Below are 25,289 nucleotides of genomic sequence, written 5' to 3'. Positions count from 1 at the left end.
AGCTCCTTCTTCTCTCGTAGTGATAATCATTTTCAATAAAATGATATACAATCACTACCATACTGTCAATCCATTGCCAAAATCAATTCGCTCCGGATGCGTATAGACGTTCATCTCCCCGCCCCGAATGAAACCTACGCAGGTAATGCCAAGATCCTCGGCGAGTCGCAGAGCGAGATCGGTCGGCGCCGATTTGCTGAGCATGATCCCGCAGCCGATTTTGGCGGCCTTCAGCACCGCTTCCGAGGAGAGCCTTCCGCTAAAGGCAATGACCTTATCCGAGGTGCGGAGCCGATGCAGCAGACAATAGCCGAACAGCTTATCGAGCGCGTTATGGCGTCCGATATCCGTTCTTACGGCGAGCAGCTCGGCAGGCGTTCCGATCGCTGCGTTGTGGACGCCGCCCGTGCTGCGGAATTCCGAGGAGCTTTCCTGCAGCTTCTGCATGAAGCGGATACACTGCTCTGCGGATATTTTCGTGCGGGTCATGATCGTTTTGGCCGTCAGCATATCGTTGTGAAAATAAAACTGCCGGCTCTTGCCGCAGCATGATCCGATAAACCGCTTTGCGTAATGGTCATGGTTCAACGTTTGCTTGTGCTCAAGCTCAACATAGGCAAAGCCCGTATCCTTATGGATGATTAACGATTTCACTTGTCCTGCCGCGCGAATTACGCCCTCGGATGCAAGAAAGCCGATGACAAGCTCCTCCAAGCTCGAAGGAGAGCACACCAGCGTTGCAAACTCTTCGCCGTCAAGCTTCAGGGTAAGCGGGAATTCGGCAGCGATATCATCATCCTTCTCCAAGGGTGCGCGGCCGTCGTATTTGAGTATCCGCCACTTTGTCGTGTTTGAAAGCTCCATCCGTTTGCTCCTCCTTTACGTCCTGCCTAAACACTCTCCACCCGGCATGCCGGCCCTACAGCCTAAGCAGGCGGCTCGGTCTCCAACTCCACGATCCGCTTCTCCATGTACTTCGTATCTTTAAAAGCATGATAGGTATCGGCCCGCTCCACAATAACCGAAGCATTATACTCAGGGATGCCGGCTTGCGGCTCATAGACGCCCTTCGCAAATAAACCGTTGCCTTCCGGCCAGTACAGCTCGATATTTCCAGGGGCCATATCCTCCTGCTTGGCCCTTCCATGGAAGCTCCCGCTTCGGTTATAGACGACGATCGCATCCCCTTCAGCGATAGCAAGCTTAGCCATATCCGCCTTGTTCATCAATACGTCATATCGGCCTGCAGCGTTAAAAGCATCCTTCTCCCCATAAATCATCGAATTGAACTGCTTGCCCCGCCTTGTCGTCGCATAAAAATGTCCTTCCGGTATGCGCAGCTCCGGCAGCGCAATCGGCAGAAGCTTTCCTCTGCCATCCTCCGTCGGACAATAGCCCTCCTCGCACAGCCAAGCGCCGCCCCACTGAAATACATCGCCTTGCTTCCGCAGATGGCGAATCCCGTCGTATTGCGGCGATGCCAAAGCAATTTCCCGCCTAACGGCATCGGCATCCTTGAATGCGACCGCCCCTTTGAGCTCCGGACGAATCCGCGCAGCCAAATCGGCATAGATCTGCCATTCGGCGCGGGCTTCCCCGATCCGCGGCCCATCGATTTGCGGCGAGTAGTAAACCATCCGCTCCGTCGACGTTGAAGTGCCGCCGCCAGGCTGCTCGTATCGCGTCATGGCAGGCAGGACAATGACTGCCTCCTCCGCATCCAGCAGCGTGGAGCTGTTCAACACAATATCCTGATGAACCCTCAAATCGACCGCTTCCAAGCAGCGCTTCACAAAATCCGGGTCTGGCATGGTCTCGACAAAATTGCCGCCTGACGTATAAAACAGCTTCAGCTTTCGTTCATGCCGATCTGGCAGCAGGGCATTCTCCAGCGAGACGCCGACGATATCTCCCTGCCAATCAGGAAGCTTGAAGCCCCACAGCCGCTCCATCCGGCGAATATCCTCGCCCTTGAACTCGCCGCCAGGCAGGCTGAATGGGTCGGCACCCATTTCGCCTGAGCCCTGAACGCCGCTGTGGCCGCGTATCGGCATTAGTCCGCAATGCTCGCGTCCCAAGAAACCTCTAAGCAGCGCGAGGTTTGCCACTTGTGAAATATTGTCCGACCCGAAGCGATGCTGCGTCAGCCCCATGCTCCATACGAATACGCCGGACTTCGCTGCCGCCAGCAATGAAGCGAAGTCCCTCATCCTCTCTCTCCCCAGCCCCGAGGATTTCTCCAGCAGCTCCCAATCCTGCTGCAGGACATGGGCCTTCAGCTCCATGAAGCCATTCGTATGCTCGCTCACAAAATCATGATCGATCGCCGAGCCCGGCCGCGCCTCCTCCATCTCAAACCAGCTCTTCATTATGCCGTGCATGAAGGCAATATCGCCGCCGATGTTCACCTGATAGAAATCGTCGGCCAGCTTCGTGCCAAAGAGTGCCGATTCCGGTATCGACGGAATCCAATAGCCCTCCATCGCCGGCTCGCGATAGGGGTTGATGACAATGATTCTGGTCCCCCTGCGCTTAGCCGCATACATGTACTTGGTCGATACCGGCTGATTATTCGCGGCAACGCTGCCCCAGAATACAAGCACATCCGTGCCGATCCAATCCTTGTAATTGCAGGTGGAAGCCCCTACGCCAAGCGAGCGTTTCATGGCCGTCTTGGAGGGGGAATGGCAAATGCGCGAGGCGTTATCGATATTGTTCGTGCCGATCAGCCTTGCCGCCTTAGCCGCCACATAATAGGATTCATTCGTTATGCCCCTTGCGGTTAAGTAAAAGGCCAGCTGCTTCGGGTCGATTGCCCGTGCTTTGGCCGCAATGCGATCCAATGCTTCATCCCAAGAAATTCGGCGAAAGCTTCGTTCCCCTTTGCTTCGAATAAGCGGATACGGCAGCCGTCCCAGCTTGCGTAACTGCGTACTATCCAGCTTGCGAAGCTCATCGATATCCGAGTGGAGATCCGCCTCTCGCATGGCAGGCATCGTATTCAGGCGAAGCACGTTAAGCCTCGTCGTACAGAGATGCGGGCCGTCCAGCGTTTGATCATATAAACCGGATACGCCCAGCGCGCAGCCATCGCACACCCCCTGCGTCAAAATCCGATAAGCGTAAGGCAAATTGTCCCGGTTGTCCCACGCAACCTTAAGCGTGTCCCTTATATGATGAGGCTTAATTCGTCCAAGCCCAAAAGGCGCCTTGCTCACCCACAATTTCGGATCCGGCCGCTTTGGCAGCTTAATAGGTCCCGTATGTAACGTCTTCTTCAATAGACATCCACCCCCGCGAAGAATCATCATTCATCATGTAAAGATACGAAACGATCTGCTGGACCATTCCCTTAAGAAAGCGCATTCATGAATTAGTTAGCGTTATGGAATGAACTGGAATGTTTAGCATGGTTCTCGCCATAGTGCCCGCTGAGCTGAGCGAGCAGATCATTCTGGGGATCGCGCCCCGAGCCGGATTCCTTCTTATCTTAGCCTTATAGAATAAGAATCCGGCTGCAAAAGCGAACACTCCGTTTCTCCAAAATGATCTTCCCGCTCCGCTTCTGCCTGCCATGTATCCATTTACACAAACCTGCAAACCGAGCTGTCGTTCCTTCCGAAAATACAGCTATAAAGGCAATACCTGCACCGCTGCTTGCTTGCCGCTCACTTGAATGCCCGACTGCTTCTTGCCGCTCTCGGCCAAATCCTTCAGCATGCGCTCCAGCAGCTCCTTCGCTTTCGGGCCTTCCTTGCCCTGAATGCGGACGACGAGCTGAATGCCGCTGCCGGAGCCGAGAAGCTTCGCCGCCTGCCGAAGCTTCGTATCATAATCATGCTCCTCGATATGGGGCGTCAAGCGGAGCTCCTTGATTTTGCTTGGCTGCTCCTTGGCCTTCGCGCCGCGCTTCTCTTGACTAGCCTGCTGCTTAGCCTGTCCTTTGGCCACCAGCTTGCATGGCGGGGGACTGCTCATAAGCGAGGTGCACACCAAATCCGCCTTCAGCTCGCGCGCTTTCTCGAGCGCTTCTTCCCGTGTAACAATGCCTAGATCCTCGCCTCGCAGGCCCGTAAGCCGAACCTCGGAGGCGCGTATTTTTTCGTTCATGATCACCATTGATGCCATACCAGCATATCGCTCCCTTGCCGTGAATATGGAAAACAGCAGCCTTTAGTTGCAAAGCCGCTGTTTTTTTCCTTCTTTTATTATACGCTTTTCTTACGCATCCAGCGCGGTTTGTTTGTGAATGCTTCCGCCGGACCCGCTCTCTGCCGTTATTTTGGCCGCTGCCTCGTTAAACTCCGCCTTGCGCAGAAACTTCTTGCCTCTCCAGCGGATAAGCGACAGCGTGCCGCGAATATATTCGTCCAAGATCATGCAAGCATAGATCCCAATCAAGCCCCAGCCCAGCTCGATACCAACAAAGTAAGCCAAGCCCGTCGCGATCAGCCACATCGAGAATACGGACGTCCACATGGTAAAACGCGTGTCTCCGACGGCATTAAGCGCATTGCCGAGCGCCATATTGACCATTTTGCCTGGCTGCAGCAGCAAATTCATACCGAGCAGCGATACGCCCAGCGCCACGATTTCCTTATTTTCGGTGAACAATCCGAGCAGCTGCTCGCCGAACAGGAAGATGATGAAGGCATTGACCGTAACCACTGCCAAGCCGATCCACATCGCCCGGAATGCAAGGCCGTACGCTTCCTTCACCCGCCCTGCGCCATACAGATGCGCAATCTGAATTTGGACCGCTAACGCGATCGAATAGCCGAGCATGAAGCAGAATGATTCGAGCGTGTTCATATAGGTTCGCGCAGCCAGCTCATTCGAGCCCAGCATCGCCAAAAAGGTGAAAATCAACAGCTGCGTAAACACCCAGCAGGACATATTGACGCCAAGCGGCCAGCCGATGCGGATAATGTCTCCGAACAGCTTGCGGTTAAATACGTTAAGATCACGCAGCCCAATGGTCCGCTCGAAGGAGCCGAGGAACATAATGAACAGCACGATGGTTGCGAGCAAGCGGCAGAGCACGGTGGAGACGGCAACGCCCATCAGGCCCCATTTTGGAAAGCCGAACGCCCCGAAGATGAATGCATAGTTGAAAAAAACATGCACAACGTTCATTCCGATCGCCGTATACATCGGGCCCTTCGTATTGCCCGTATTCCGAATCGACGTGCTTAGCGCCGACATCAAGGCAATCAATACCATGCCTCCGCCGACAATCGAGATATAGGTTTTGGCCAGCGGAATCAAATGCTCCGGAAGCTGAAGCATCGCCGCGATCTCCCCGGGCATTAGAAACAACAGGACGCTCAGCCCCAGACCGATAACGGCGCTCACGTTGACAGCCATAATGGCGATTGTGCGCGCATCCTCGCCATTGCGGGAGCCGATCTTTTGGGCAATGAGAATACCCGCACCGCTGGCCACCGTTATAAATAGAGTCGTAAGCGCTTGGAATAACTGATTGGAGAAGCCTACTACCGCAACCGCGTCATCCGAAATCCGGCTTACCATCAGCGTATCGGCCGCTCCCAGCAAAAACTGCAGAAACAGCTCAATGAATATCGGCCAGGCCAGCATCCACAGCGTTAATTTTTTGTTTGTTGAAGCCATTATGCGATCCCCCTGCATCGGCTGCCTTAAGCAAGCCGTATCCGTTGTAAAATCATCAATCGTCATTTCAAATTATAGATGCTATACTGAGCGTGATGTATCACGTTTACAACCGAAACTATAACGATTCCAACTTCGAATATAAAAGAGGAGCGCTTAATCCCATGACTATCCTATATATGACCATTCCTCCTCTTCCGCATTACATCATCGGCGGCTATACCATCGCACCGGCCGGACGCAAGCATCCCAGCAGGCGCAATATCGAAGTATTCGACCTGCTGGTCGTGACGCGCGGCTGCTTATACATCGGAGAAGAAGACCAGCACTTTGAAGTGAGCGCTGGCCACGCCCTCATTTTGCGGCCTGATGCCTATCATTACGCGACGCTTGCCTGCCAAGAGCAAACCGCTTATTACTGGGTTCATTTTCAGACGACCGGAAAATGGAGCCTGTCCGATCAACCGGAAACGGAGATGCCCGCCGAGCGAGCCAAAGAGAGAGCGCTTTCGGCTAGCATTTACACGACACAAACTTTTACCAAGCAGCTGCCCCAGTTCGCGAAGCTGCTGCAGCCCTCCAAAATGGACAGCCTTCTGCGCCAGCTGGTGCAGCTCAATATGAACGATCATATCCCGAGCGTCAGATGGAAGCAGCAGCTCGCATTCCAAGAGGTCATTGAGCATCTGTCCGCTTCGATGGAAGCGCAAGGACCCACTCCCTCCGCCTTATGCGCGGAGCAGGCCGCTTCGTATTTGCGGGAGCATTACCGCGAGAGCATCACCGCCCAGGAGCTTGGCGAGAGCATTAACTTTCATCCCGTCTACATCGCCAGATGCATGCAGAAGGAGTTTGGCTGCGCGCCGTTTGACTACCTCATGCGCTTCCGCATCGAACGGGCCAAGCTACTGCTGCTCCAAACCGACCTGCCGATCGCCCGCATCGGGGAAGAGGTCGGCTTCAACCATGCCGCCTACTTCACCTCCTGCTTCGCCAAGTACGAGAACATTTCGCCGCGCAAGTACCGGCAGAGATTCTCCCATGGATAAAACAAAGAACGTCTCTCATGATGAGAAACGTTCTTTGTTTTCACTCCAATCACAGCCTACATCGACGACGAAACGCCTTCGCCGCGGCTGCCGGAGACGCCTGCCGGCTTTTTGCCCCAGCCCGTAAGGCGTTTTCCTAAACGAATCGAAGGCAGCTCAACGAAATAATAGCTCAGCGTTCCGGCTGCAAAGGACGCAATAAAAGCAATCATAACGATATACGGCGTATCCAGCGCACCGTTCAGCAAGTGAACGAGCGACAGCAAAACGATCATATGGTACAAATAGAGGCTGTACGATATTTTACCGAGAAACAGCAGCGGCTTACGCTGCAGCTGTCGCGCTAACCGGACGGACGAGACGGCTGCCACAATGAAGATGGAAGCTCCGATCGCGGTCATCCAATCGCCCCAATGCGGCATGAAGCGATCATGAAAGTCCTCGCCGTAGCCGATCCATTTAAACGAATAGAAGCAAAGCGCAAGGACGAGCATCACCATGGCCCACCAACCGTTTAATCGCGAGAATACCGTCTTCAGCTCGTTCTGGTACTTGGCCAGCAAAGCGCCTACGATAAAGAAAGCTGCGTAATGCAGCGAGACGACAAAGTTGGTCATGAAGCGCGTCTCGAAATGATCGAGCAGGATTTCGGAGCCGTAAGACAGGCCCAGCGCAAGCGGCAGCCCGATTTTCCAGCCGCCTTTTACAATAACAAACATGATAAATGGGAATAACAATGAAATACGCATCTCATGGACAAGCGTCCACAAAATGGGATCGTACCGCGTCGAATTGTAATTCCCAACAAAGAGCAGATGATGGATAATGGAAGCCGCATCCGGCGGGATGACCCACAGGTTGTTATAGTAGCTCGTTAAGTCCGTCAGCTTCGATACGTAAACCGCTTCCCTCATGACAATGGCGATGATCAAAGCCACTAGGAACGGGATATAGATGCGGCAAATCCGCTTGATTACATATTTGGTGTAGGTTTGTTGGCGGTTGCTGAAAAACGGCAATGACAGCACGAAGCCGCTCAGCAGAAAAAACATAATGACAGCTTCATGGCCGCCCCAAACGGCATGCAGCGGCGTATATTTCAACAGGTTCAGCGGATAATCCAGGATGCCGAGACCCGAAGTATTTTGCACAATTGGCGTAAACACCATTAAGAAGTGTCCAATCATCACAGCAAGTGCTGCCAGTCCTCTAAGCGAATCTAGTTGTTCATAGCGCTGCACATTGCTACCTCCTATGTTTACCGAATCTTTATGATACCAAAGTCGATTATAAGGGATTACGGCCGCTTTGTCCGCAGTTCGGCGAAAATAAAAATATTTGGAAGATAAAAATTTTAGGCAGCTGAATAGAAAAAGCGCCCCCCTTAAGTGTAGTATCTTCTATTTATTAATACGCTTTTCGTGCAAATGATATAGTAAGTTAAATTTTTTATTACCATCGACAGTTTATGACAGCTTATGCTCAGTTAACCTCCTATAATTTGTCTTATATACCGGAGGAGGTAGATTAAATGCCATATTATTATTTTAAAGAAGTATGGTCTCCGTTGAAATTGATAAGTATCCGTTTTTACCGCGATAATGAAGGAGAAATGTGGATAAAAATTGGATCTAAAGCAAGACGGCCTCTTAAAAGAACTTAGTTGAATCTACTCCGTGTTCGTAACTGGGTCATAGAGAGATCTCTCCATATAAAAGCGCAACACAAAACGGAGCAGACGACATATTCGCCATCGCTCCGTTTTTCATTTTTGTATAGTATCTCCCGAATTGTTTTACGTATATCGTAGGCTTAATTGTTTCTTTATAATACCTTCGACACGTTGCGACAGATTCCCCTCGGAGAAACTAGTATAATAGCCGTGAACTAGTTTAACTGTAAAGGATGGCTTACGTGAAGACAATAAGATTGCAACATATACATATTCGGAGAATCATACGATATTTTTTAAAAGTCGCTAGTATCGAACAACTCGAACTAATATCAATTATTCTCGATAGATGTATTAAGAAAAGAAAATCCCAATTATTGCATGGAAATAATAAAGACCACATTGCTTAATATGTGGTCTTTATTATCCGTTTAACTGTCTGTAAAATCATGTACTTACATAAGGTAGTTAACTCCTGAGGAGGAATACGATGTCTGACTCGACTTTCGTTTATGTGATCTATATCGCTTCGACTCCCGAGCAACTGTGGGAAGCTCTTACGGACGGCAGCCAAACGAAAAAATATTGGTTCGGGCGCGAGGTCCGGTCGGACTGGACGGAAGGTTCGGATGTTTCATTTTTAGATGGGAATGGGACGGCGGTAGATCAAGGAAAAGTACTGAAGATAGAGCCCTATCGTTATCTTTCCTACACCTTCAGCTGGCTGGAGGATAAAACCTTGCGCCAAACCGCTCCGGTCGTAACTTTTGAGCTGCAGCCCATGGCTTCTATTGTGAAGCTCACGCTCAAGCAGGACCATTTGCTGCCTGCTGATTTCTGTGATGAAAAAGAAGGATTTTACGGCTTTAACAACGGCTGGCCGGCCATCCTGAGCAATTTAAAAAGCTTGCTTGAAACCGGACGCACTCTCCCGCCAATCACCGTATAAACGAAAGGACAGCCCGATCCACCCCTGACGCCAAAAATGTAACCGCATCTCCCGCGCACAAAAAAAAGGGCTGTCGCTCCGCTGTCTTCACAGCTGAACGACAGCCCTTTAGCTCCCCACTTAGTTGATAAATTTCACATGCTTCAGCATTCTTTGCAGCATCGTTACCGCTTCCGCCCGCGTCGCGGATGCGGAAGGCGCGAATCGGCCTCCTTCTGAGCCTTCCACGATTTTCGCCTCTGCCGCACTAGATACGGCTTGCTTCGCCCAATCCGCAATTTGGGACGCATCCGCGAAGGCCGCCAGCGAATCATTGCCGCTCGCCGCAGCGTTCACGCCTGCGAAGCTTACAGCCTTCATCACGATAACCGCGATTTCCTGACGCGATATCCGCTCGCTTGGGCGGAAGCTGCCATCCTCGTAGCCGCTTACCAATCCCGCTTGAACCGCTGTGCCAACTGCCCCGGCATACCATTTGTTGCTGTTCACATCGGAGAATGCCGCACTCCCAGACGCTTCGTTAATTCCAAGCGAACGTACAATCAATGCCGTGAATTCAGCGCGCGTAATCGACTGGTTAGGCAGGAAACGCTCAGCATCCACGCCGCTAACGATAAGCTTGGAAGCGAGCGATTCGATCGCGCTCTTCGCCCAGTGCGTTTGCACGTCCCCGAACGTTTTGCTTCCGCTTACGATTGCATACGAGCTATTCCCCGTACGCTTAATCACCGCTTGCGTGGTTCCTTCTGCTCCTTGCGTAAACAGCGACGGCACGAAGGCAAGCTGATCCGCTGCGTCATCATAACGGACAGCCGTTGCCTGCTCCGCGTTTACCGTACCCGATACCGTCATGCTCCGCTGCACATAGGTGCCGCCGAAGGATGTGATGCTTACCGTCTTGCCAGCGGAGCTCTCTGCGATAAGCGAGAACTCCAGCGCAGACCCGAGCTGCTTCACGCCTTGCTCGTTTGCTGCCTGTTCGATCGCGCCGCTAACCGCTTTCACGGCAGGCTTCATCTCCAGACGCAGCGTAAAAGCTTCCGTGCCGAGCGATTGGCTAAGCTCATCCCATTTGACAGCTGCAAGTGGAAGTTCATAGGTTGCTGTGCTGCCTTGCACGACAAGGACCAGCTTTTGATGCGACTTCGCTGCTTCCTTCAAGGATGCCGGCAGCAAAACCGCAACGCCTGCAGCGTCCAGCTTGCCCGCATCCAGCTTCAGCTCATCCGAGCCTGCTGCTAAACCGCTTAATTGCTTCGCGAATTGATCAGCCGTTACCGCAACCTCTCTTGGCTCTGTCGCCGCCGCAGCCGTAGGCGTCGGAGAAGGCGTCGTGACCGGTCCCGTCGGAGGGGAAGTCGGCGCTGGCGTAGGTGTCGGAGAAGGCGTTACGACCGGCTCTGCCGGACTCGTAATTTCATAAACCGCAATCGTACCCGATACTTCATGCGCAGCAAGCAGCAGCGGCTTGCCTGTCGGACTCTTGGCAGCAGGCACGAATTTCAAGCCCTCCGGCGCAACATCCCCTTCCGGCTCCGCCGCAGCTCCAGCCGTGAAATCGCGGCTAGTGATGAACGAAACATACTTAACATCCGCTGGATTCGTAATATCGTAAACCATGATACCGCTGGTGCGTTCAAGTCCGATGAACGCGAAGGTCTGGTTGCCAATTTTGCCAACCTCTACGTACTCGGGCTCCGGACCCTTATCGTCACTGCGGTTGTCCTTTGTATTGTTGCTGTTCGACACGTTAAAATAGTCAGGGTTCAGACCTGCTGTCACCTGCTCGAAGTCGTCTCCGCTGTCAAATACCTGCGCGCCGGTCGCCGCATCCCATATGGAGAAGGAGCGCGCGCCAAAAGCGAACAGGCGGTCATATTTGGACGTTTCCGTATTCCAACCGCTTGCGGTCGTTACATTTAGGCGGCCGAGCTTGCCGTCATCCGAGAACGTACCGTCTGTCAGCGTGGTATCCAGCTGCGCTTGATCGGCATAGCCCTTATAAAACTGCGCATCGAGCGCAATCTTGCTGCTTCGTTTGCTTACGCGCTCCACTTCGGTATAGGCATCATACTCGCGGATATCACCCTCGTTCGCGGTCAAAATATAGGATTTGCCGCCGCTTTCCATCATCGCCATGCCGTCAGGCATATACATGCCGAGAACAGGTACAGACTTGATGTCAATGATGCCCGATTTTCTGTCAGCGCTGTCTCTATCGGAAGCATCGATGCCATTGCCCGGCAAGGAATGATCCTTATAACCGAACGAGCGGATCTCCGTAACCTGCTTCGTCGCCAGATCCAGCACCCCGAGCGCATTGTTCTCCTGCAGAGAAACATAAGCCAGTTTGCTGTCCGACGAAACCGTAATAAATTCCGGTTCAAAATGCTGAGCAGGCGTCGACGGCGCTACACTCGGGAATTTAGTCGAAGCTGCCGGCAAGCCATCGAATACCCGCACATCTGCTGGAATCGTCACTTCGCCGAAGCCAGCCGTCGTTACGTTCGCGTCGGTCAATGAGCTAATCGCGCCCGATACGTCTACAATCGACACCGAACCCTCCGGATCGACCGAATAATCCGTTGCCGGCTCTCCTTCGTTGGCTACCAGCAGCTGCTTCCCGTCAGGCGTGAATGTAATCATATCCGGCAGCGCGCCTACCGTTACCGAGCTAAGCGGGTTTCCGTTCAAATCCATGAACACGATTTTGCCGTTGTCCGTACGCGGCACCGATGGAACCGATGCAGCGATGTATTGCCCGGAAGGATGCACCGCGACGCTCGTAATGCCGTCGGGCGTAAAGCCCGCAATATTAAACTCGGATACCGTTACACGGTCCAAACGTTGAATATTTTCTTCTGTGCCTATTTTGGATAAATCAATAATATCGATAGCCTTCTCGGCTGAGTTGGTCGAATAAGCGCGTTGGCCTGTCCAGTCGTACGCAACGATTTCGGTTCCGCCCGAATCAAAAGCCGCACCGCTGGCGTAACCCGCAATTTTCTTCATTTCAAAGGCCGCTGCCTCCGTTTCCTCCGCGGATACCGCCTTGTACGGAGCGATACAAGAGATCATAAGCAATCCGGCTATAAGGGCTTGGAACGATTTGCGTGTATTTTTACGTTTGAAGCTCACTTTATTTCCCCCTGAAATCGAGCATGTACCTCATATCACCGCTGTGATGCGTGGCCAAGCTAAATCATACAGAAGGAGTATTAAGAGCATGTAACCAATTCATTTAGATATTGTAAAATATTACCGCCGAGCGGATCGCCTGTTTCTTCTCAGGAGCTTAATTACGCCTAATAAACACAAACAGACAAGCAAGCCCGCGCAGCCCCCTGCAAAATCAAGCACAACATCCGTCGCGTTTCCCGTTCTTTCATCCGAGCCCAGCTGGTTCCACTCGTCCATAGCCGGCACAGCGATCGCGACCAAGAGCGTAATCACTATAGAAAGAAACCAGCGTCCCCGGGTTAGCGCACGCAGAAACATAAACAGCATCGCCGCAAATGTCGCATATACAAACAAATGAGCGCCCTTACGAAACAGAAACTCGATAAAGCGATATGGATCCTCTTGCGAATGTATGACAGTCGTACGGTATGTAATTGTCATGTCCGGCAGCCAGCCCTTAAGCTGGTAATAATTAAAATGGGTTCGCAAAAAAGGCTGAATGCTCTGCTCATCATACGACTGCGACGAGAACATGAACAACAAGCTTAGCCATCCGGCTAATACGATTCCCCAAAACATAGCTGGCAGCCAGCTTTTTGATTTATTCAAACATCTTGCACCTCCTGCATAGCGCGTTTCTATCTCTCTATCATACTTTAAAAAAAACGCGTAAACAAAGTTTGCGAAAAGAGGCTATGCGCAGAAAAACCAAAGAGTGGTTGTACGCCTAAGCGAGTCAGCCACTCCAAATAAAAATAGTATAAAAGTCCCAATTTACTGTAGTCAATAATCGTAATGTTTGGTATTATAGCAAAAAAAGAAGCGAAACGAGGCGATATCTATGTCCAGCTATTTAATGTTTACCGAGCTATCTACTCCATTAAAGATACTCGGCATACGAATATTCAAGGATGAGCATGGTCACTTTTGGTATAAATTCAAAAATAATAAACGGAAGCGTGTTTTTAAATAGTTGATTTTAGCGCTGGTAAAGCTCGGAGCTTTCAACATAGGCCGTATATGCACAATTCGCTTCGTTTCCGCATTCTTTTTCATACCGCACGCAGTCATAGCAATTAAGAATTCGATCCAGCGCTTGACTGGCCCCTAACACCTCATCAGTTTGGTAGGATTGGCTCATTAATAGCTTATCAACCATTTCCTGCCGCAACAACTCTATCGTCTGCTCTAGCTTGATTTTTTGATGGAAAATATCTCTATTAATGATTATTTCCTCCTCTCTAAGGTAGCCCATTATTCTCGTTATTTAAGTTAAAGGCCTCGTTAAAGCCATGACCCATCATATGCGCTTTCTCAATACCACATTCGTAATACAGAGCGACGAGGGCTTTGCAAAGCAGCTCTCACGTTATTTCAGTACCATCATTCAAGCTTTTAACGTGTCCGAGCAAATCATATCGCAATACTTGATATCGTTCGATTAGCAATAAGACAAGCGGTTCCCAGGTTGAGCATTCAGACCTAATCTATGTATGAGTACTACGAATTCAGCAAATAGGTTCGAAGTACATCTATCGAATGGTTAGAACAAATTAAATACGACCAAAGCCCCTCTAAATTGTCACTACTATATGAATACGGATAGTTTGTATTGATAGTGTAATGGATATTTTAGTTCTGTGGTAGGGGGTTACTAGCTAAATGACAAGATTTTTTTACAATTCATTACCATTACTTGAATTCCTTCATGGGCCTTTTTGTTTTTATGTTCTACTAATGAAACGCCGCCTCTTCCTTAGAAAATGCATGAGCTTCAACATCCGCAGGCATTTCCTCGCCAAATATATTTTGCAGCCTTTTCATGATTTGGCAAGCCGCTGCATGGTCGCCTTCTTTCTTGTAGCTGTCCGTCAACGATTCAACAAGCTCCAACAGTATGTATTCCAGCCGGCTCCGTTCCTGCAGCACCCAGTTATCGTACAAGCCGGAAAGCAGCTGCTCTACTGGATAGTTCAGCAATTCTTTGACAAGATTCATTTTCTTTAATGGGTTCTCTTCCGAACGAGCCTCATGAAGCAAACGAATCCAATCCAGCATATCGCATTCTACTTCCGCATTCAATTTGACATGCTTGCGATCTGCTATAATAGGACTCACTCCTGCCGACTCGAATAGAGCTTTCAAATGATTGAGGCTAACCCTCAGCAGATTGCTGGCTTTGCTTGCCTCAGCCACTGGCCATAATGCATCGCAAATTTGTTCGCGAGCGGCATTTGGATGAAACACCAAATACACAAGTAACCTCTTCGCATTTCTCTGCTGCCAGCCGCTCTGCATTTTCTTCCCATTTACGAAAATCTGGAATGAACCCATTAGTTCGACTCGAAGCAGCACTTCTTTGCTTGTGGATTTCATATATATATTGCCGAACGCCTCAATGACGTCGCTGCTCATAATCCCTAGCTGCGGATTGCCAACACAGGCCATATCGCTGACGCTCAAAGGATTGGATAGGAAACCAAATATCTTTTGAGCGGTATAGACAGGATTATCAATAAACAGCATATTTGCCGCGTCTGGCACCGTCACCGAAAGAGCATTCTGAATAAACTGCGCCGTGATCTTTGACATATATGACGGGTAGAATGTATCTTTATCTCCTGCCATAACCAAGCATGGCTTATTAATCGCAGATAGGTCATTCAAGGGATTGAAGGCTGTAAAGAGTTCTAATAACTGAAAGTAAACTTTCTTGTCGCATCGTAAGTAGGCCTCCTTTATCCATAACGCTTCTTCCCTGCTCTGAGGCAGACAGGTTACTTGGCTAGCCATGTGCTCGGCCAGCACCTCCAATTCCCCGTTGCCAGCGTAGCCTCGGCGTATGCGAACAGAGCGCTCAAAGACCTCTGGAAGATAAAACCCGAACGTCGATATGAGCACGAACGTCTTGATTCGCTCCGGACGACTTACTCCATACCTGGCAGCTAGATTGCCACCAAGTCCATGCCCAACTACATGCGCTTCCGCTAAGCCGCATTCATTAAAAAGGATGTCGAGGTCTTCGCAAAGCAGCTCCCAAGTTAATTCAGAGCCATCATGTGGGCATTGACCATGCCCGCGCAAATCATAACGCACCACATGGTACCGTTCGGTAAGTAAAGCAACGAGCGGTTCCCAGGTTTGAGCATTCAGACCTAGTCCATGCAAGAGCACAACGGCTTCCGCATCCGGGTTAAAAGTACAACGATCGATGTGATATAACAAATTAAATATGCCCATAGACCCCCTGCATTGTCACTATTGTATGATTTTAGGATAAGTTGTAATGATAGTGTAATGCAAAATTTGGTACTATAGTAGGGGTTTCACAAGCAAATAAGTATTTTTTTTACATTCCCCAACAATTTGAGGTAAGGAGAGGCTAAAAAACATGAAAAACAAGATGTTCAAACGCAGCTTATTGCTGTTGATGACCATGCTTCTAGCGTTAGGCAATGCTTTTACCGCTATGGCAGCAAGCTCCGTAGACGTCATCTCAACAGCTGCGCAGCAGGACGGATCCAAGAATGTCGTACTAAAAAGCACAATCGATGTCGCACAAGAGGACATCGCTTACATGATCGGGGGTAAGTCGATCGAGTTTACGTTAGTGGACGCTTCGAATTCGGAAGTAGCTCCGGCCATTACAATGCCAATACCGGAGAACGAAATCACCGTTTCCGGCTCGACGTACTCCATCCCATTCACCGGGCTAGCCTTTACAGGCCTGAAGCCTGGCTCAGCTTATACGCTTAAGGCTGCTTTCCATAGTGACGTAAAGCCTCTTAATTGGGAGCAGACAGTGAATATTTTGCCCTCCAGCTACAGCTTTAAGGTTGAGCGTACGGCCAAAGGCACATCCGATTCCTCTGTCGCCGTCAATGATACCATCCGTTCGGATGACGAAAAGGTTATCGTAACTGTACTTAATGAATATGGTAAACCTGTTGCAGGCAAGGCAGTTAACATAGCCTATCAGCGTTACGGCAGCGGCGCTAATCTGACGACGGATGCAAATGGACAGATTGTACTGGTAGGCCAGGGAGGTATCCCTATTAACAATCTCGATCCTGTTCTCTTCTTGCGGGTGGATCTGAACACAGACTCTTATACGGTTGGGACCGTTTATGTACAAGATGTCCTGGATAACCGTTACCCGAATTCCAAGGTAGCCGAACTCCGCTTTTTGGACAAGGACAGTAAACTGTTTACAGGAACAAGCTACCAAAGCTCGTTTAATAACAGCCAAGGCTATCGCGAGCAATTTTCAACTCAGAGCGTTACGGTTTACATTACGGATGGAAAATTTGGCGACCACCAGATTAATATCAAGCCGCCATCCGGTAACGATACTTATTTGTATAGCTTAAGCAATGATGAATTCATGCCAGCAGCAGGCGATCAGCGCAAAACGATCGTTCTCAATGCTGCCGCATACAGCAAACAATCCTTCGATTATAAATGGGACAATCAGCCTGTTAGCGTTGAATCGCTTAGCCTCATTGATAACAGCGGCTTCAAGCAAGTCTACCGTCAAAATTACGAACCCCTATCTAATGTAGATACACTCTACGTCGCAAAGGGAAAAGCTTATCAATTTATGGCTGTGCTTGTTCTCCCTAACGGCGATAAGACTGTCGTGAAAAATGTACTACAGACAAATCAAGCTATTCATGTGTTTTCCGATAACCTCAGTTCAAATGCATTCTCAGCGCTGAACGTCGCTGCCGATTACAAAAACACGGCAGGCGAAGCCTCCTTACGTGTTGCCTATTTGAATGATAGATACAACTATCATGAGCTGCTGATCAAACTTGCAGCCAACAAGCAATTATATGTAGAGAAGAACAAACAAGTCTATAAGCTGAACGCTGCCATTAACAGCAACGGCGATGAGGCTATACTCACTTCCGACTTCATCCCGACGGCTGATATCTATTCATTCAAGGCCGGCATGAACATTACTGTCGATGTGACTGCAGGCGTAGAAAAGCAAACCGGCAAAGAGCTGCGCTCCGAGCTTATTCTGGGTGAAACCTTTAAGCTTGAAGCGCTATTAAAGGACGACAATGGTCAAACCATTGACCGTATGAGCGAGATGAAGACAATCATTTTGAAAAATGATGAGACTTATCTTGAGAATAACTACTTGAATTGGTACAGCTCCAAGCAGGACGGAAAGTTAAATCAAGTCTACACCAACGAATTCCGTCCTACGGAAACGGGCACTTATACGATTAAAATAATGCTAAAAGACAATCAAAATGATTGGATAGAGCGAAACAGCACAACCTTTACGGTTTTACCAAAGCATGAATTTGATCTGGAAATTCGTAATCAGAACGGTGTTCTCATTGATATGGTCAACAAGCCTTATCTCACGGGTACTGAAATCAATAACCTGTCCATCACCGTGCGTGAACATGTATCAGGCAAAGTGGGCTCTCCAGTTGAAGGGGTATCCGTCGCTCTATACGGAGAGACATTGAAAAACAAATCAGATGCAGGCGGACTCATCACCCTCTCAGAGCTGTATGCTGGTGGACATAACGAACTTACATTCAGCAAAGCCGGTTATTTGGACAAAACCATTGATCTTATGGCCATTAACCCAGAAAACCAAGCCATTATTCGTGTATCTGGGCTCGATAAGCCTGAAACAAGCGACAAGCTTAACACAGCTGGCGGTGTACCGATGAAGAATGCTTATGTACATGCTACCATTCAAGCCGGTGACACGATTCATAAGCAGCAGGATTCGATATACGATGATGAAACCGTAAGCTACATGATCGTTCCTTCTCCTTCGGTAGTGAACATCGATTTCATCCGCAGCGTGAACATGTACAGTACCAATAGCGGCTCACCATTCGGCTATTATATGCTGGGCACCCTAAAGACGGAGCCGGGCAAAGATTACAATGTAGTGTTGGATGCAAGGCAGCCACTGCAGCAGGTATCCACCGTCAATTTAACCAAACGAATGGACGAAGTAACCATCGCACGCAAGGATCTTTCCGGAGCCGAATATGTGCCTTATCTCATTGACGACAACGAGGGAGATCAGAACCTTTTTTATGCAACGAAGGGCACTTATAACATTGTAGCCAGAACGTTAGACGGGAACATTATTTATTTGGAAAATGTTGAGCTGAACCAGGATGTGAATACCCTTGATATTCCAAGCGATTCAAGTTCCCTCGCTCGAGTAAAGGTACTTGGCGACGCCACCATTAACTCCGTTGCCTATATTTCAGATAAGCAAACCAAGCTGAGAGGCTATGTTCATTATAACGATAACTTCGTCAGTTTGACGCCGGGCAACGTAGCCATCTCGATAAACAGCTTTGATGGCTCGAAGGAATATCAATATGACGTACACTTTACGAAGGATGAGCTGAAGGCAGGTACGCAAACGGATATCACAGCATCTAGCCTGAAAGGTCTCGACATATTTGGACTAGACCAATCGGGTAACATAACAGTCCCAGCAGATCAAAGATGGATCAGGCTAGGATTAGTTAATGAGAACGGCGATGAGATTCATCAGTACAGCATTCCGGAGCTCGTCATATTTAACTATAGCTGGAGCATTGGGTCAAAGAATGTTGCGCCTGAAGCTTCCAAGCTAATCGTTAAAAACGACAGCGGCACAGTCATTCAAGATAGTACAGATTCCCCTTACCTTCCTGAGTGGGTATATGTCGAAGAAGATGGTGAATATACCGTTACGGCATCTGTCACAATTGAAGGCAAGACCTATACGATAGACAAGACGATTAAAGTAAGCACGCTTGGAGAAGAGGTTACAAATCCAGGTACAGATCCAGAAACACCGCCAACACCGGGTACACCGCCGGGCTCTGGATCAGGAATAATCCCTGCTCCAAGTCCAACGCCCGCAAGTGTCGACAAAGGGCTTCAGGATCTGCTAGATCCTAGCAAGCCTGATAAAGAAAAAGCAGACAAAGCGTCAGACCTCATTAACAGCCTTCTAGGCGCAGTGAAAGACGTTAAGGACAGCAAAGAAGCTGAGAAGTCGGTACAGAACATATCGGCTACGCTTGCTTCAGCATCCAAGCTGCTAGAATCCATGCAATCAGCAGATGAGAAAGCTAAGGTAGCCTCATCCATCACAGAAATGGTGAACAACACCAAATACGCATTTGAACAGGTCGAGAATGGGCCAAAGGCAATTGAGCTTGCCAAATCAATTATCAAGGACACAGCTTCCGTTTTACAAAATCTAGGCAGCGTGGATGCAGTTCAGATTGATGCGCTCAAGAATTCGCTCGTTGAGCTCAGCAAGAAAGCGGTTGAGAAAGCAGCAACCGTAACACTCGATAGCAAGGATATCAAGGTAGAAGGCAATGCGCTAACGACTACCCTTGATACGAAGCAAATCGGACTGCAGTTGGAAACGACGAAGAAAGCTTTGGATGATACGATGAAGGATCTATCAGGAGCAGTCGGAGCAGACAAAGCGGCAAGCATTAAACCTGTCATAACAATTAATATTCCAAAACAAAGCGAGAACGTCACGAAACTTGCGGCGGATTTACCTTCCGAGATCTATCAAGCCGTAAAGGAGAGCGGTCTAGCGGGCTTGAAACTTACTATGGGCAATGTCGGCTTCACTGTTGAGCCGGATACTTTCGGCAGCATTACAAGCGGTCAGACCATCTCACTCGCAGCTGAAGTTGTTCATAACCTTACGGTTACTGCACCAGCTTCGGCAGCGCAATTGGCTAACATACCCGTTATGGAATTCCAAGCATCCGTAGGCGGCAAGAAGGTAGAAGCGTTCAATAAGCCGATGCCGGTAACCTTTGATGTATCCAATATCGATACGTCCAAATACTCGGAAGCTGATTTGGCAAGCCTTACCGTTTACCTATTGAATGAAAAAACGTTGACTTGGGAGCCTGTAGGCGGACTTTATGATCCGGTAACGAAGACCGTCAATGTAAACCGCGGACATTTCAGTAAATACACGGTCATGAAGTCGAGCCAATCCTTCAACGATATCCCAGCAGCACACTGGGCGGCAACAGCCGTCAATACGCTGCTAAACAAAGGTGTACTTGATCCGACCGCTGCCTTCGGTCCAAGCAAGAAAGTTACACGCGAACAATTCGCAGCATGGCTTGTCCGTTCTTACGGATTAGACGGCGCTGGTCTCAGCCTGCCGTTCAAGGATGTAGCGAAGGACAGCGAGTATTACGATGAAATCGCAGTTGCTTATGCACAAGGTTTAATCCAAGGGAAATCGGCGAAAGCCTTTGAACCAAAGGCTGAAATTACGCGTCAGGAAATTGCTGCGCTCCTGTCGAGAGCACTAACAGCCTACAACAGCAAGAAACTAACAAGCACAACCATTGAACAGCTTAAAGGCTTCAAGGATGGTTCATCCATTGCCGAATGGGCAAAGGAAGGCGTTGCGCTTCTTAAGCAGCAGAAGCTTATTACAGGATATGAGGATGGCAACTATAAGCCGAAGCAAACAACGACCAAAGCAGAAGCAGCAGCACTCATTTACCGCATTTATACCGGACAATAGCACGAATAAAAGGGACAGCAGAGAAGTCAATGACTTCTCCGCTGTCCCTTTTTACATTTTTGACTAGCTTAGTTATAGATATGATGAGCATTCAACCCATTGTTATTATAAGCTCTCCGCAATAGCTCTTCCAGCTTCAAGCTCTGCATTGAAAGCTGCACGATACTCAGCAATAATATCCGTTTTGTAGCCGTTAGTCGTCAGCGAAGTCGATGTTTCTGACATAATAACCTCAAACTTTGCGGAGCAGTTGTTCACCTCTTGTAGACCTTTTTCCTTAATCTTCGGTTGGTCTGCGGCACTTGCTGCAAGGTATTGCAAACCGATATCCATTAGAGTAGCCTGACAGCTTGCCTTCAGCGCGGCAAGCTTGGCTTCTGCATTTGCAGTAATTTGCTCATAGGTTTGTTTAACCGCGCCTCCAGTACCTCCCGTATTACCTGTTCCGCCACCCGTTCCCGGCAAAACAACGACGCCGCCCTGCTCCGCCCGATAAGCAGCGGACTCACCGTTAACCATTTTCGTAACCGGATCATATCCGATTTGTGTTCCTACCGACTCCGACAAGAAACGGATCGGCACATAAATGGAGCCTTTATAACCAAAAATGGATTGGCCAGCTGGCAAAGCTGCTGCCTTCCCGTCAAAAACAAGAGACGCTTTAATGGGCTGAATGGAAATTTCCACGCTCACTTGAGGCTTTTGGCTGCCCGCAGCAGCCGTTTGCAGCTGCTTCTTCAGCACAGCAAGCTCTTTTTCCGTCGGCTCGGAGACCGATGCCTTCGCGCCATCCCAATTTACTGACTTTTGCAGCGCATAAGAGATATAGCGAATCGGAACATAGGTACGGCCTTCATAAATAAACGAATATTGACCATCAGGCAGCTTTAGTGCTTGTCCGTCAAAGGTGAGCTTGATCGGCTGTGTTTTAATCTTAATAGTCGTTGACGCAGCCGATGCAGCTGTTGCAAGTACTGATGATAGCATCATAACCGCTAGAAAAATAGATAATATGCGTGACTTTTTCATAAGTCCTCCTAAGTCTAATAGAGCGTGCTAGTTAATAGAATTTGCGATAACAGTAAGTGCGTCAACTCTTACCTGAGCTTTTGCGTTCTCATATTGCGAGCTCCAATCGGGCATGGCTTGATTGCTTAGATCCGCTGCCTTATATTCGCTCTGAGCATTGCTAATCAATTGATTAAACTTCACATCACAAGCTGCCTCCGCAGAAAAAACCTTATCCAGGTACTTACTCTGGATCGTCGCAAGTGTCGCTTCTTTATCATCGCTTAGCTCATTCGCAATTTGCTTCACTAAGCTGCTGCTGCTTGCCTGACAAGAGGACTTCAACTGCTGCAACTGAGCATTAACGGAAGCATCAATCTCTTTTTTCTTCTGTGCCTTTTCATCCACAGTAGTAATTTCCTCCCCTGACTTCTGACCCTTGTCTACGTTATTAGACGCAGGTTCTGGTGTCAAAGTTGCGGTCGGGCTAGGCCGGATGACATCCTCCGGCTGAGCTGATGGAACTAGCACTGACTCGGGTGCTGGCGTCTGCTCTGTATCAGATGTTTGATTCGGCTGTTCGCTGGGCTGATTCGTACTCGTTGGTGTTTCTTCTGCATTATCAACCTCCGCCGCTTCTTCTAATCGACCATTTAACTCATCTACTTGATTTAACTTTGAATACAGGCTCATGCTTCCATAAATAATAATTCCGATAACCACAACGGCGCCGGCAATAATAAATCGAATTTTGTTTGTTTTTTTCATTGTTTTGGTTTCATAAGGCTAATGCATAAGCAATGACCTCTATGATTCTCCTTACTTATATTTTCAAAAAAATAAGCTGACGCTTGATCGTGACCGGCATCAGCTTGAGAATATACAATTAATATCTATAAGCTGTACTCCACTTATAGCTTATAAGCGCGCGACACTCGTTAATTTATTTTGGTGATAAACCATTTTCAAATAAATCTCCATACGCTTCTCTTCATCCAAGCAGCCTTCCCAAAGCTTTTCGTGAAACCCTATACAAAGCTGATGCCATTCACGTACGAGCAGAGTGCGCTTGAACATAGACAGAACCTCCATTTTTCCACATAAACCTCGACGGGAGGCACGATATTCGGTAGCTGGCTGGCAGTCTTCATCAGATAAGCCCCTTTAGCTTTGCGTCACCACTTTTCAATGGTTTTGCCTTTATCGTACGGTTTATGTGGTTGATTTGTTAAGGGTATATTAACAAAATATGTAGAGGGTGTATAGTGATTGTTGAAGGTATCAAACAATACTTAACTTCCTTGTCCTATTATAACTTTATCTTCAACATCTTCATATCCGTTTGGATTATTTAACTGCCAACGCCAAGCATCAGCACACATTTCTTCGATACCTCTTTCTGCAACCCAACCTAGTTCTCTTTTTGCCTTAGAGGTATCCGCATAGCATATAGCAACGTCACCAGGTCTTCTATCCGCAATAATATAGGGTATGCTCCTGCCGGATGCTCGTTCAAATGCATGAACCATCTCTAATACACTATATCCTTTACCTGTACCTAGGTTATAGGCTTCAACACCCGTTCCTACCATTACTTTATCTATAGCTTTCAAATGCCCTATGGCTAGATCAGCTACATGAATATAATCTCTAACCCCTGTGCCATCTGCCGTTGGATAGTCATCACCAAAAATACGAAGTTGATTCAGCTTTCGGACAGCTACCTGTGTAATATAAGGTGTTAAATTATTTGGTATGCCGTTCGGATCCTCACCAATTCGACCACTGATATGTGAGCCCACTGGGTTGAAATAACGTAAGAGTGATATACTCCAGCTATTATCTGAAACATATAAGTCTCGCAGAATTTCTTCAATCATCAATTTTGTGCGTCCATATGGATTTGTGGCCCCAAAAGGTGAGTCCTCTGAAATCGCCCCAGATGTAGTAGGAGAATATACGGTAGCCGAAGAGCTGAAGACCATTTTCTTTACACTATATTTCTGCATAACCTGACATAGAATAATAGTCCCCGTGATATTATTCTGATAATAACTGAGGGGCAATTCAACTGATTCACCAACTGCCTTAAATCCGGCAAAATGAATAACAGCATCAATCTTATTTTCCATAAAAACTGCTTCAAGACTTTCTCTATCTAATAAATCGATGTTATAAAAGCTTGTAAACGTAATAAGGGGGGAAGGTACATTATGCTTCTAGTAATCCTTGTTTCTTTTTGGTAAGTCTTTGTTTAATCAGATTTGTGATGCCAACTTCTATCACTCTATACGATATATGCGCCACAATTATTGAGAGAATAATTGAAGATACGAAGAAGAAGACAAATGGCAAGTTGAATTGGTGCATAATCATTTTTAAAGGAAACATCACAAAGGTGTGCCATAAATACAAACTATAACTAATTTGTCCTAAATGTATCATTGTTTTCGTTCCAAGCAATTTCGATAACATGCCGGTTTGCTTCACGATCGTGACAAAGAAGAAGAATGTAAGCAACAACAAGATGCCGATGTTTAGCTTTTCCCCATACAGCCAGAAGAAAACTAAAAAGCTAGGCAACCCCAGGTAAACTATAACTTTCTTTCTCGTTACCTGTGGGAATTTCATCTCAAGGATATATACAGCAACACCTACCAAGAAGAATAACGTCAACGGTTTAACCCATATAATGGATATACCCAGAAAGATCGACAAGCTTGCATACAGTTTTTTATAATTCTTAACTGAGAAGTATAGACTGCTAGCAACAATGTAAAATGCCATTTCATAACTAAGTGACCAAGCTACAACTTGTGCCATTGGAAAATCAAAAATCCCTGGCATCATCAACATATTTGCGAAAAAATACAGAAAGTATTCTCCCTCCGTCAATCCATCAAAAAATTTATAATTTATCAAAGGGCCTATAATAAAAACAAGAAAATGAATGCACAGAAACACTGGTAATATTCTAAGAAAGCGGTCATTCCAAAAGTGTCGCATTCCAGATTTCCTTTTGATTGTCTGAATGATCAGATAGCCACTGATGACAAAGAAAACCGATACTGAGGCATGTCCGATGTTGTCCATGAAAGAAACGTTAAGTGGATTAATCCACTTCTCTGTGACTGAGCTTCCATAGATGTGAAACAGAACTACAATTAATGCCAACAAGCCTCTGAGCCCCGTTATTGTGTTGTTCATAATTCGCCTTCTTTGCCTTTATTCGCACATATT

Annotated in this window: 16 protein-coding genes, 1 pseudogene and 1 riboswitch; of the genes and pseudogenes, 3 read left to right on the top strand and 14 right to left on the bottom strand. The window is 48.1% G+C overall.

Annotation, left to right across the window (positions count from 1 at the left end; all coding sequences use genetic code 11):
• Positions 1-54: 54 nt before the first annotated feature.
• From fdhD to ACN6MW_RS16060, 4 genes are all read right to left on the bottom strand, one after another.
• Complete coding sequence (fdhD, locus tag ACN6MW_RS16075) at positions 55-864, bottom strand: formate dehydrogenase accessory sulfurtransferase FdhD (RefSeq protein ID WP_419876237.1); 810 nt, start codon at positions 862-864, stop codon at positions 55-57.
• Between the two features lie 62 nt (positions 865-926).
• Positions 927-3,308: an FdhF/YdeP family oxidoreductase gene (locus ACN6MW_RS16070; protein ID WP_419876358.1), complete on the bottom strand. Its 2,382-nt coding sequence runs from the start codon at positions 3,306-3,308 to the stop codon at positions 927-929.
• A gap of 322 nt (positions 3,309-3,630) precedes the next feature.
• A complete protein-coding gene (gene infC, locus ACN6MW_RS16065; RefSeq protein WP_419876357.1) occupies positions 3,631-4,119 on the bottom strand; it encodes a translation initiation factor IF-3 in 489 nt (162 codons plus the stop codon).
• A 102-nt stretch (positions 4,120-4,221) separates the two neighbouring features.
• Positions 4,222-5,631 (bottom strand): MATE family efflux transporter, encoded by a 1,410-nt coding sequence (locus ACN6MW_RS16060; RefSeq protein ID WP_419876236.1) that lies wholly within the window; start codon positions 5,629-5,631, stop codon positions 4,222-4,224.
• A gap of 164 nt (positions 5,632-5,795) precedes the next feature.
• On the opposite strand from ACN6MW_RS16060, the gene ACN6MW_RS16055 reads away from it, so the two are divergent.
• A complete protein-coding gene (locus ACN6MW_RS16055; protein ID WP_419876235.1) occupies positions 5,796-6,680 on the top strand; it encodes a helix-turn-helix transcriptional regulator in 885 nt (294 codons plus the stop codon).
• 56 nt (positions 6,681-6,736) lie between these two features.
• Here the strand turns inward: ACN6MW_RS16055 and ACN6MW_RS16050 are convergent, their stop codons facing one another.
• The gene (locus ACN6MW_RS16050) at positions 6,737-7,921 is read right to left on the bottom strand and encodes an acyltransferase family protein (protein ID WP_419876234.1); all 1,185 of its coding nucleotides are present in this window, start codon (positions 7,919-7,921) and stop codon (positions 6,737-6,739) included.
• 921 nt (positions 7,922-8,842) lie between these two features.
• Here ACN6MW_RS16050 and ACN6MW_RS16045 point away from each other — a divergent pair.
• Complete coding sequence (locus ACN6MW_RS16045; RefSeq protein WP_419876233.1) at positions 8,843-9,301, top strand: SRPBCC family protein; 459 nt, start codon at positions 8,843-8,845, stop codon at positions 9,299-9,301.
• Positions 9,302-9,421: 120 nt separating this feature from the next.
• Here ACN6MW_RS16045 and ACN6MW_RS16040 read toward each other — a convergent pair whose 3' ends face one another.
• The 4 genes from ACN6MW_RS16040 to ACN6MW_RS16025 form a co-directional block, all read right to left on the bottom strand.
• Positions 9,422-12,439 carry a choice-of-anchor I family protein gene (locus tag ACN6MW_RS16040; protein WP_419876232.1) on the bottom strand — a complete coding sequence of 1,006 codons (3,018 nt, stop codon included), beginning with the start codon at positions 12,437-12,439 and terminating at the stop codon, positions 9,422-9,424.
• Between the two features lie 120 nt (positions 12,440-12,559).
• Complete coding sequence (locus ACN6MW_RS16035; protein ID WP_419876231.1) at positions 12,560-13,090, bottom strand: VanZ family protein; 531 nt, start codon at positions 13,088-13,090, stop codon at positions 12,560-12,562.
• Between the two features lie 370 nt (positions 13,091-13,460).
• A complete protein-coding gene (locus tag ACN6MW_RS16030) occupies positions 13,461-13,736 on the bottom strand; it encodes an aspartyl-phosphate phosphatase Spo0E family protein (RefSeq protein WP_419876230.1) in 276 nt (91 codons plus the stop codon).
• A gap of 479 nt (positions 13,737-14,215) precedes the next feature.
• The gene (locus ACN6MW_RS16025) at positions 14,216-15,721 is read right to left on the bottom strand and encodes an alpha/beta fold hydrolase (protein ID WP_419876229.1); all 1,506 of its coding nucleotides are present in this window, start codon (positions 15,719-15,721) and stop codon (positions 14,216-14,218) included.
• A 151-nt stretch (positions 15,722-15,872) separates the two neighbouring features.
• Between ACN6MW_RS16025 and ACN6MW_RS16020 the strand changes: the two genes are divergently transcribed.
• On the top strand, positions 15,873-21,041 hold the full coding sequence (locus ACN6MW_RS16020) for an S-layer homology domain-containing protein (RefSeq protein WP_419876228.1): 5,169 nt from the start codon (positions 15,873-15,875) through the stop codon (positions 21,039-21,041).
• Positions 21,042-21,146: 105 nt separating this feature from the next.
• Here ACN6MW_RS16020 and ACN6MW_RS16015 read toward each other — a convergent pair whose 3' ends face one another.
• From ACN6MW_RS16015 to ACN6MW_RS15995, 5 genes and pseudogenes are all read right to left on the bottom strand, one after another.
• Positions 21,147-22,070 carry a copper amine oxidase N-terminal domain-containing protein gene (locus tag ACN6MW_RS16015; RefSeq protein ID WP_419876227.1) on the bottom strand — a complete coding sequence of 308 codons (924 nt, stop codon included), beginning with the start codon at positions 22,068-22,070 and terminating at the stop codon, positions 21,147-21,149.
• 27 nt (positions 22,071-22,097) lie between these two features.
• Positions 22,098-22,817, bottom strand: a complete 720-nt coding sequence (locus tag ACN6MW_RS16010; RefSeq protein ID WP_419876226.1) for a hypothetical protein — start codon at positions 22,815-22,817, stop codon at positions 22,098-22,100.
• A gap of 150 nt (positions 22,818-22,967) precedes the next feature.
• Positions 22,968-23,126 carry a hypothetical protein gene (locus ACN6MW_RS16005; protein WP_419876225.1) on the bottom strand — a complete coding sequence of 53 codons (159 nt, stop codon included), beginning with the start codon at positions 23,124-23,126 and terminating at the stop codon, positions 22,968-22,970.
• 48 nt (positions 23,127-23,174) lie between these two features.
• A riboswitch (cyclic di-GMP riboswitch) is annotated at positions 23,175-23,258 on the bottom strand.
• Between the two features lie 83 nt (positions 23,259-23,341).
• Positions 23,342-24,229, bottom strand: a pseudogene (gene galE, locus ACN6MW_RS16000) (UDP-glucose 4-epimerase GalE); the annotation flags it as partial.
• A 31-nt stretch (positions 24,230-24,260) separates the two neighbouring features.
• Positions 24,261-25,256, bottom strand: coding sequence for an acyltransferase family protein (locus ACN6MW_RS15995; protein ID WP_419876224.1), 996 nt, complete (start codon positions 25,254-25,256; stop codon positions 24,261-24,263).
• Between the last annotated feature and the right edge of the window lie 33 nt (positions 25,257-25,289).

Source organism: Pristimantibacillus sp. PTI5 (assembly GCF_048572955.1).
Classification (GTDB): Bacteria; Bacillota; Bacilli; order Paenibacillales; family Paenibacillaceae; genus Pristimantibacillus.
Note: the sequence above shows the minus strand (reverse complement) of the source record. Positions and strands in the feature narration are given on the sequence as shown.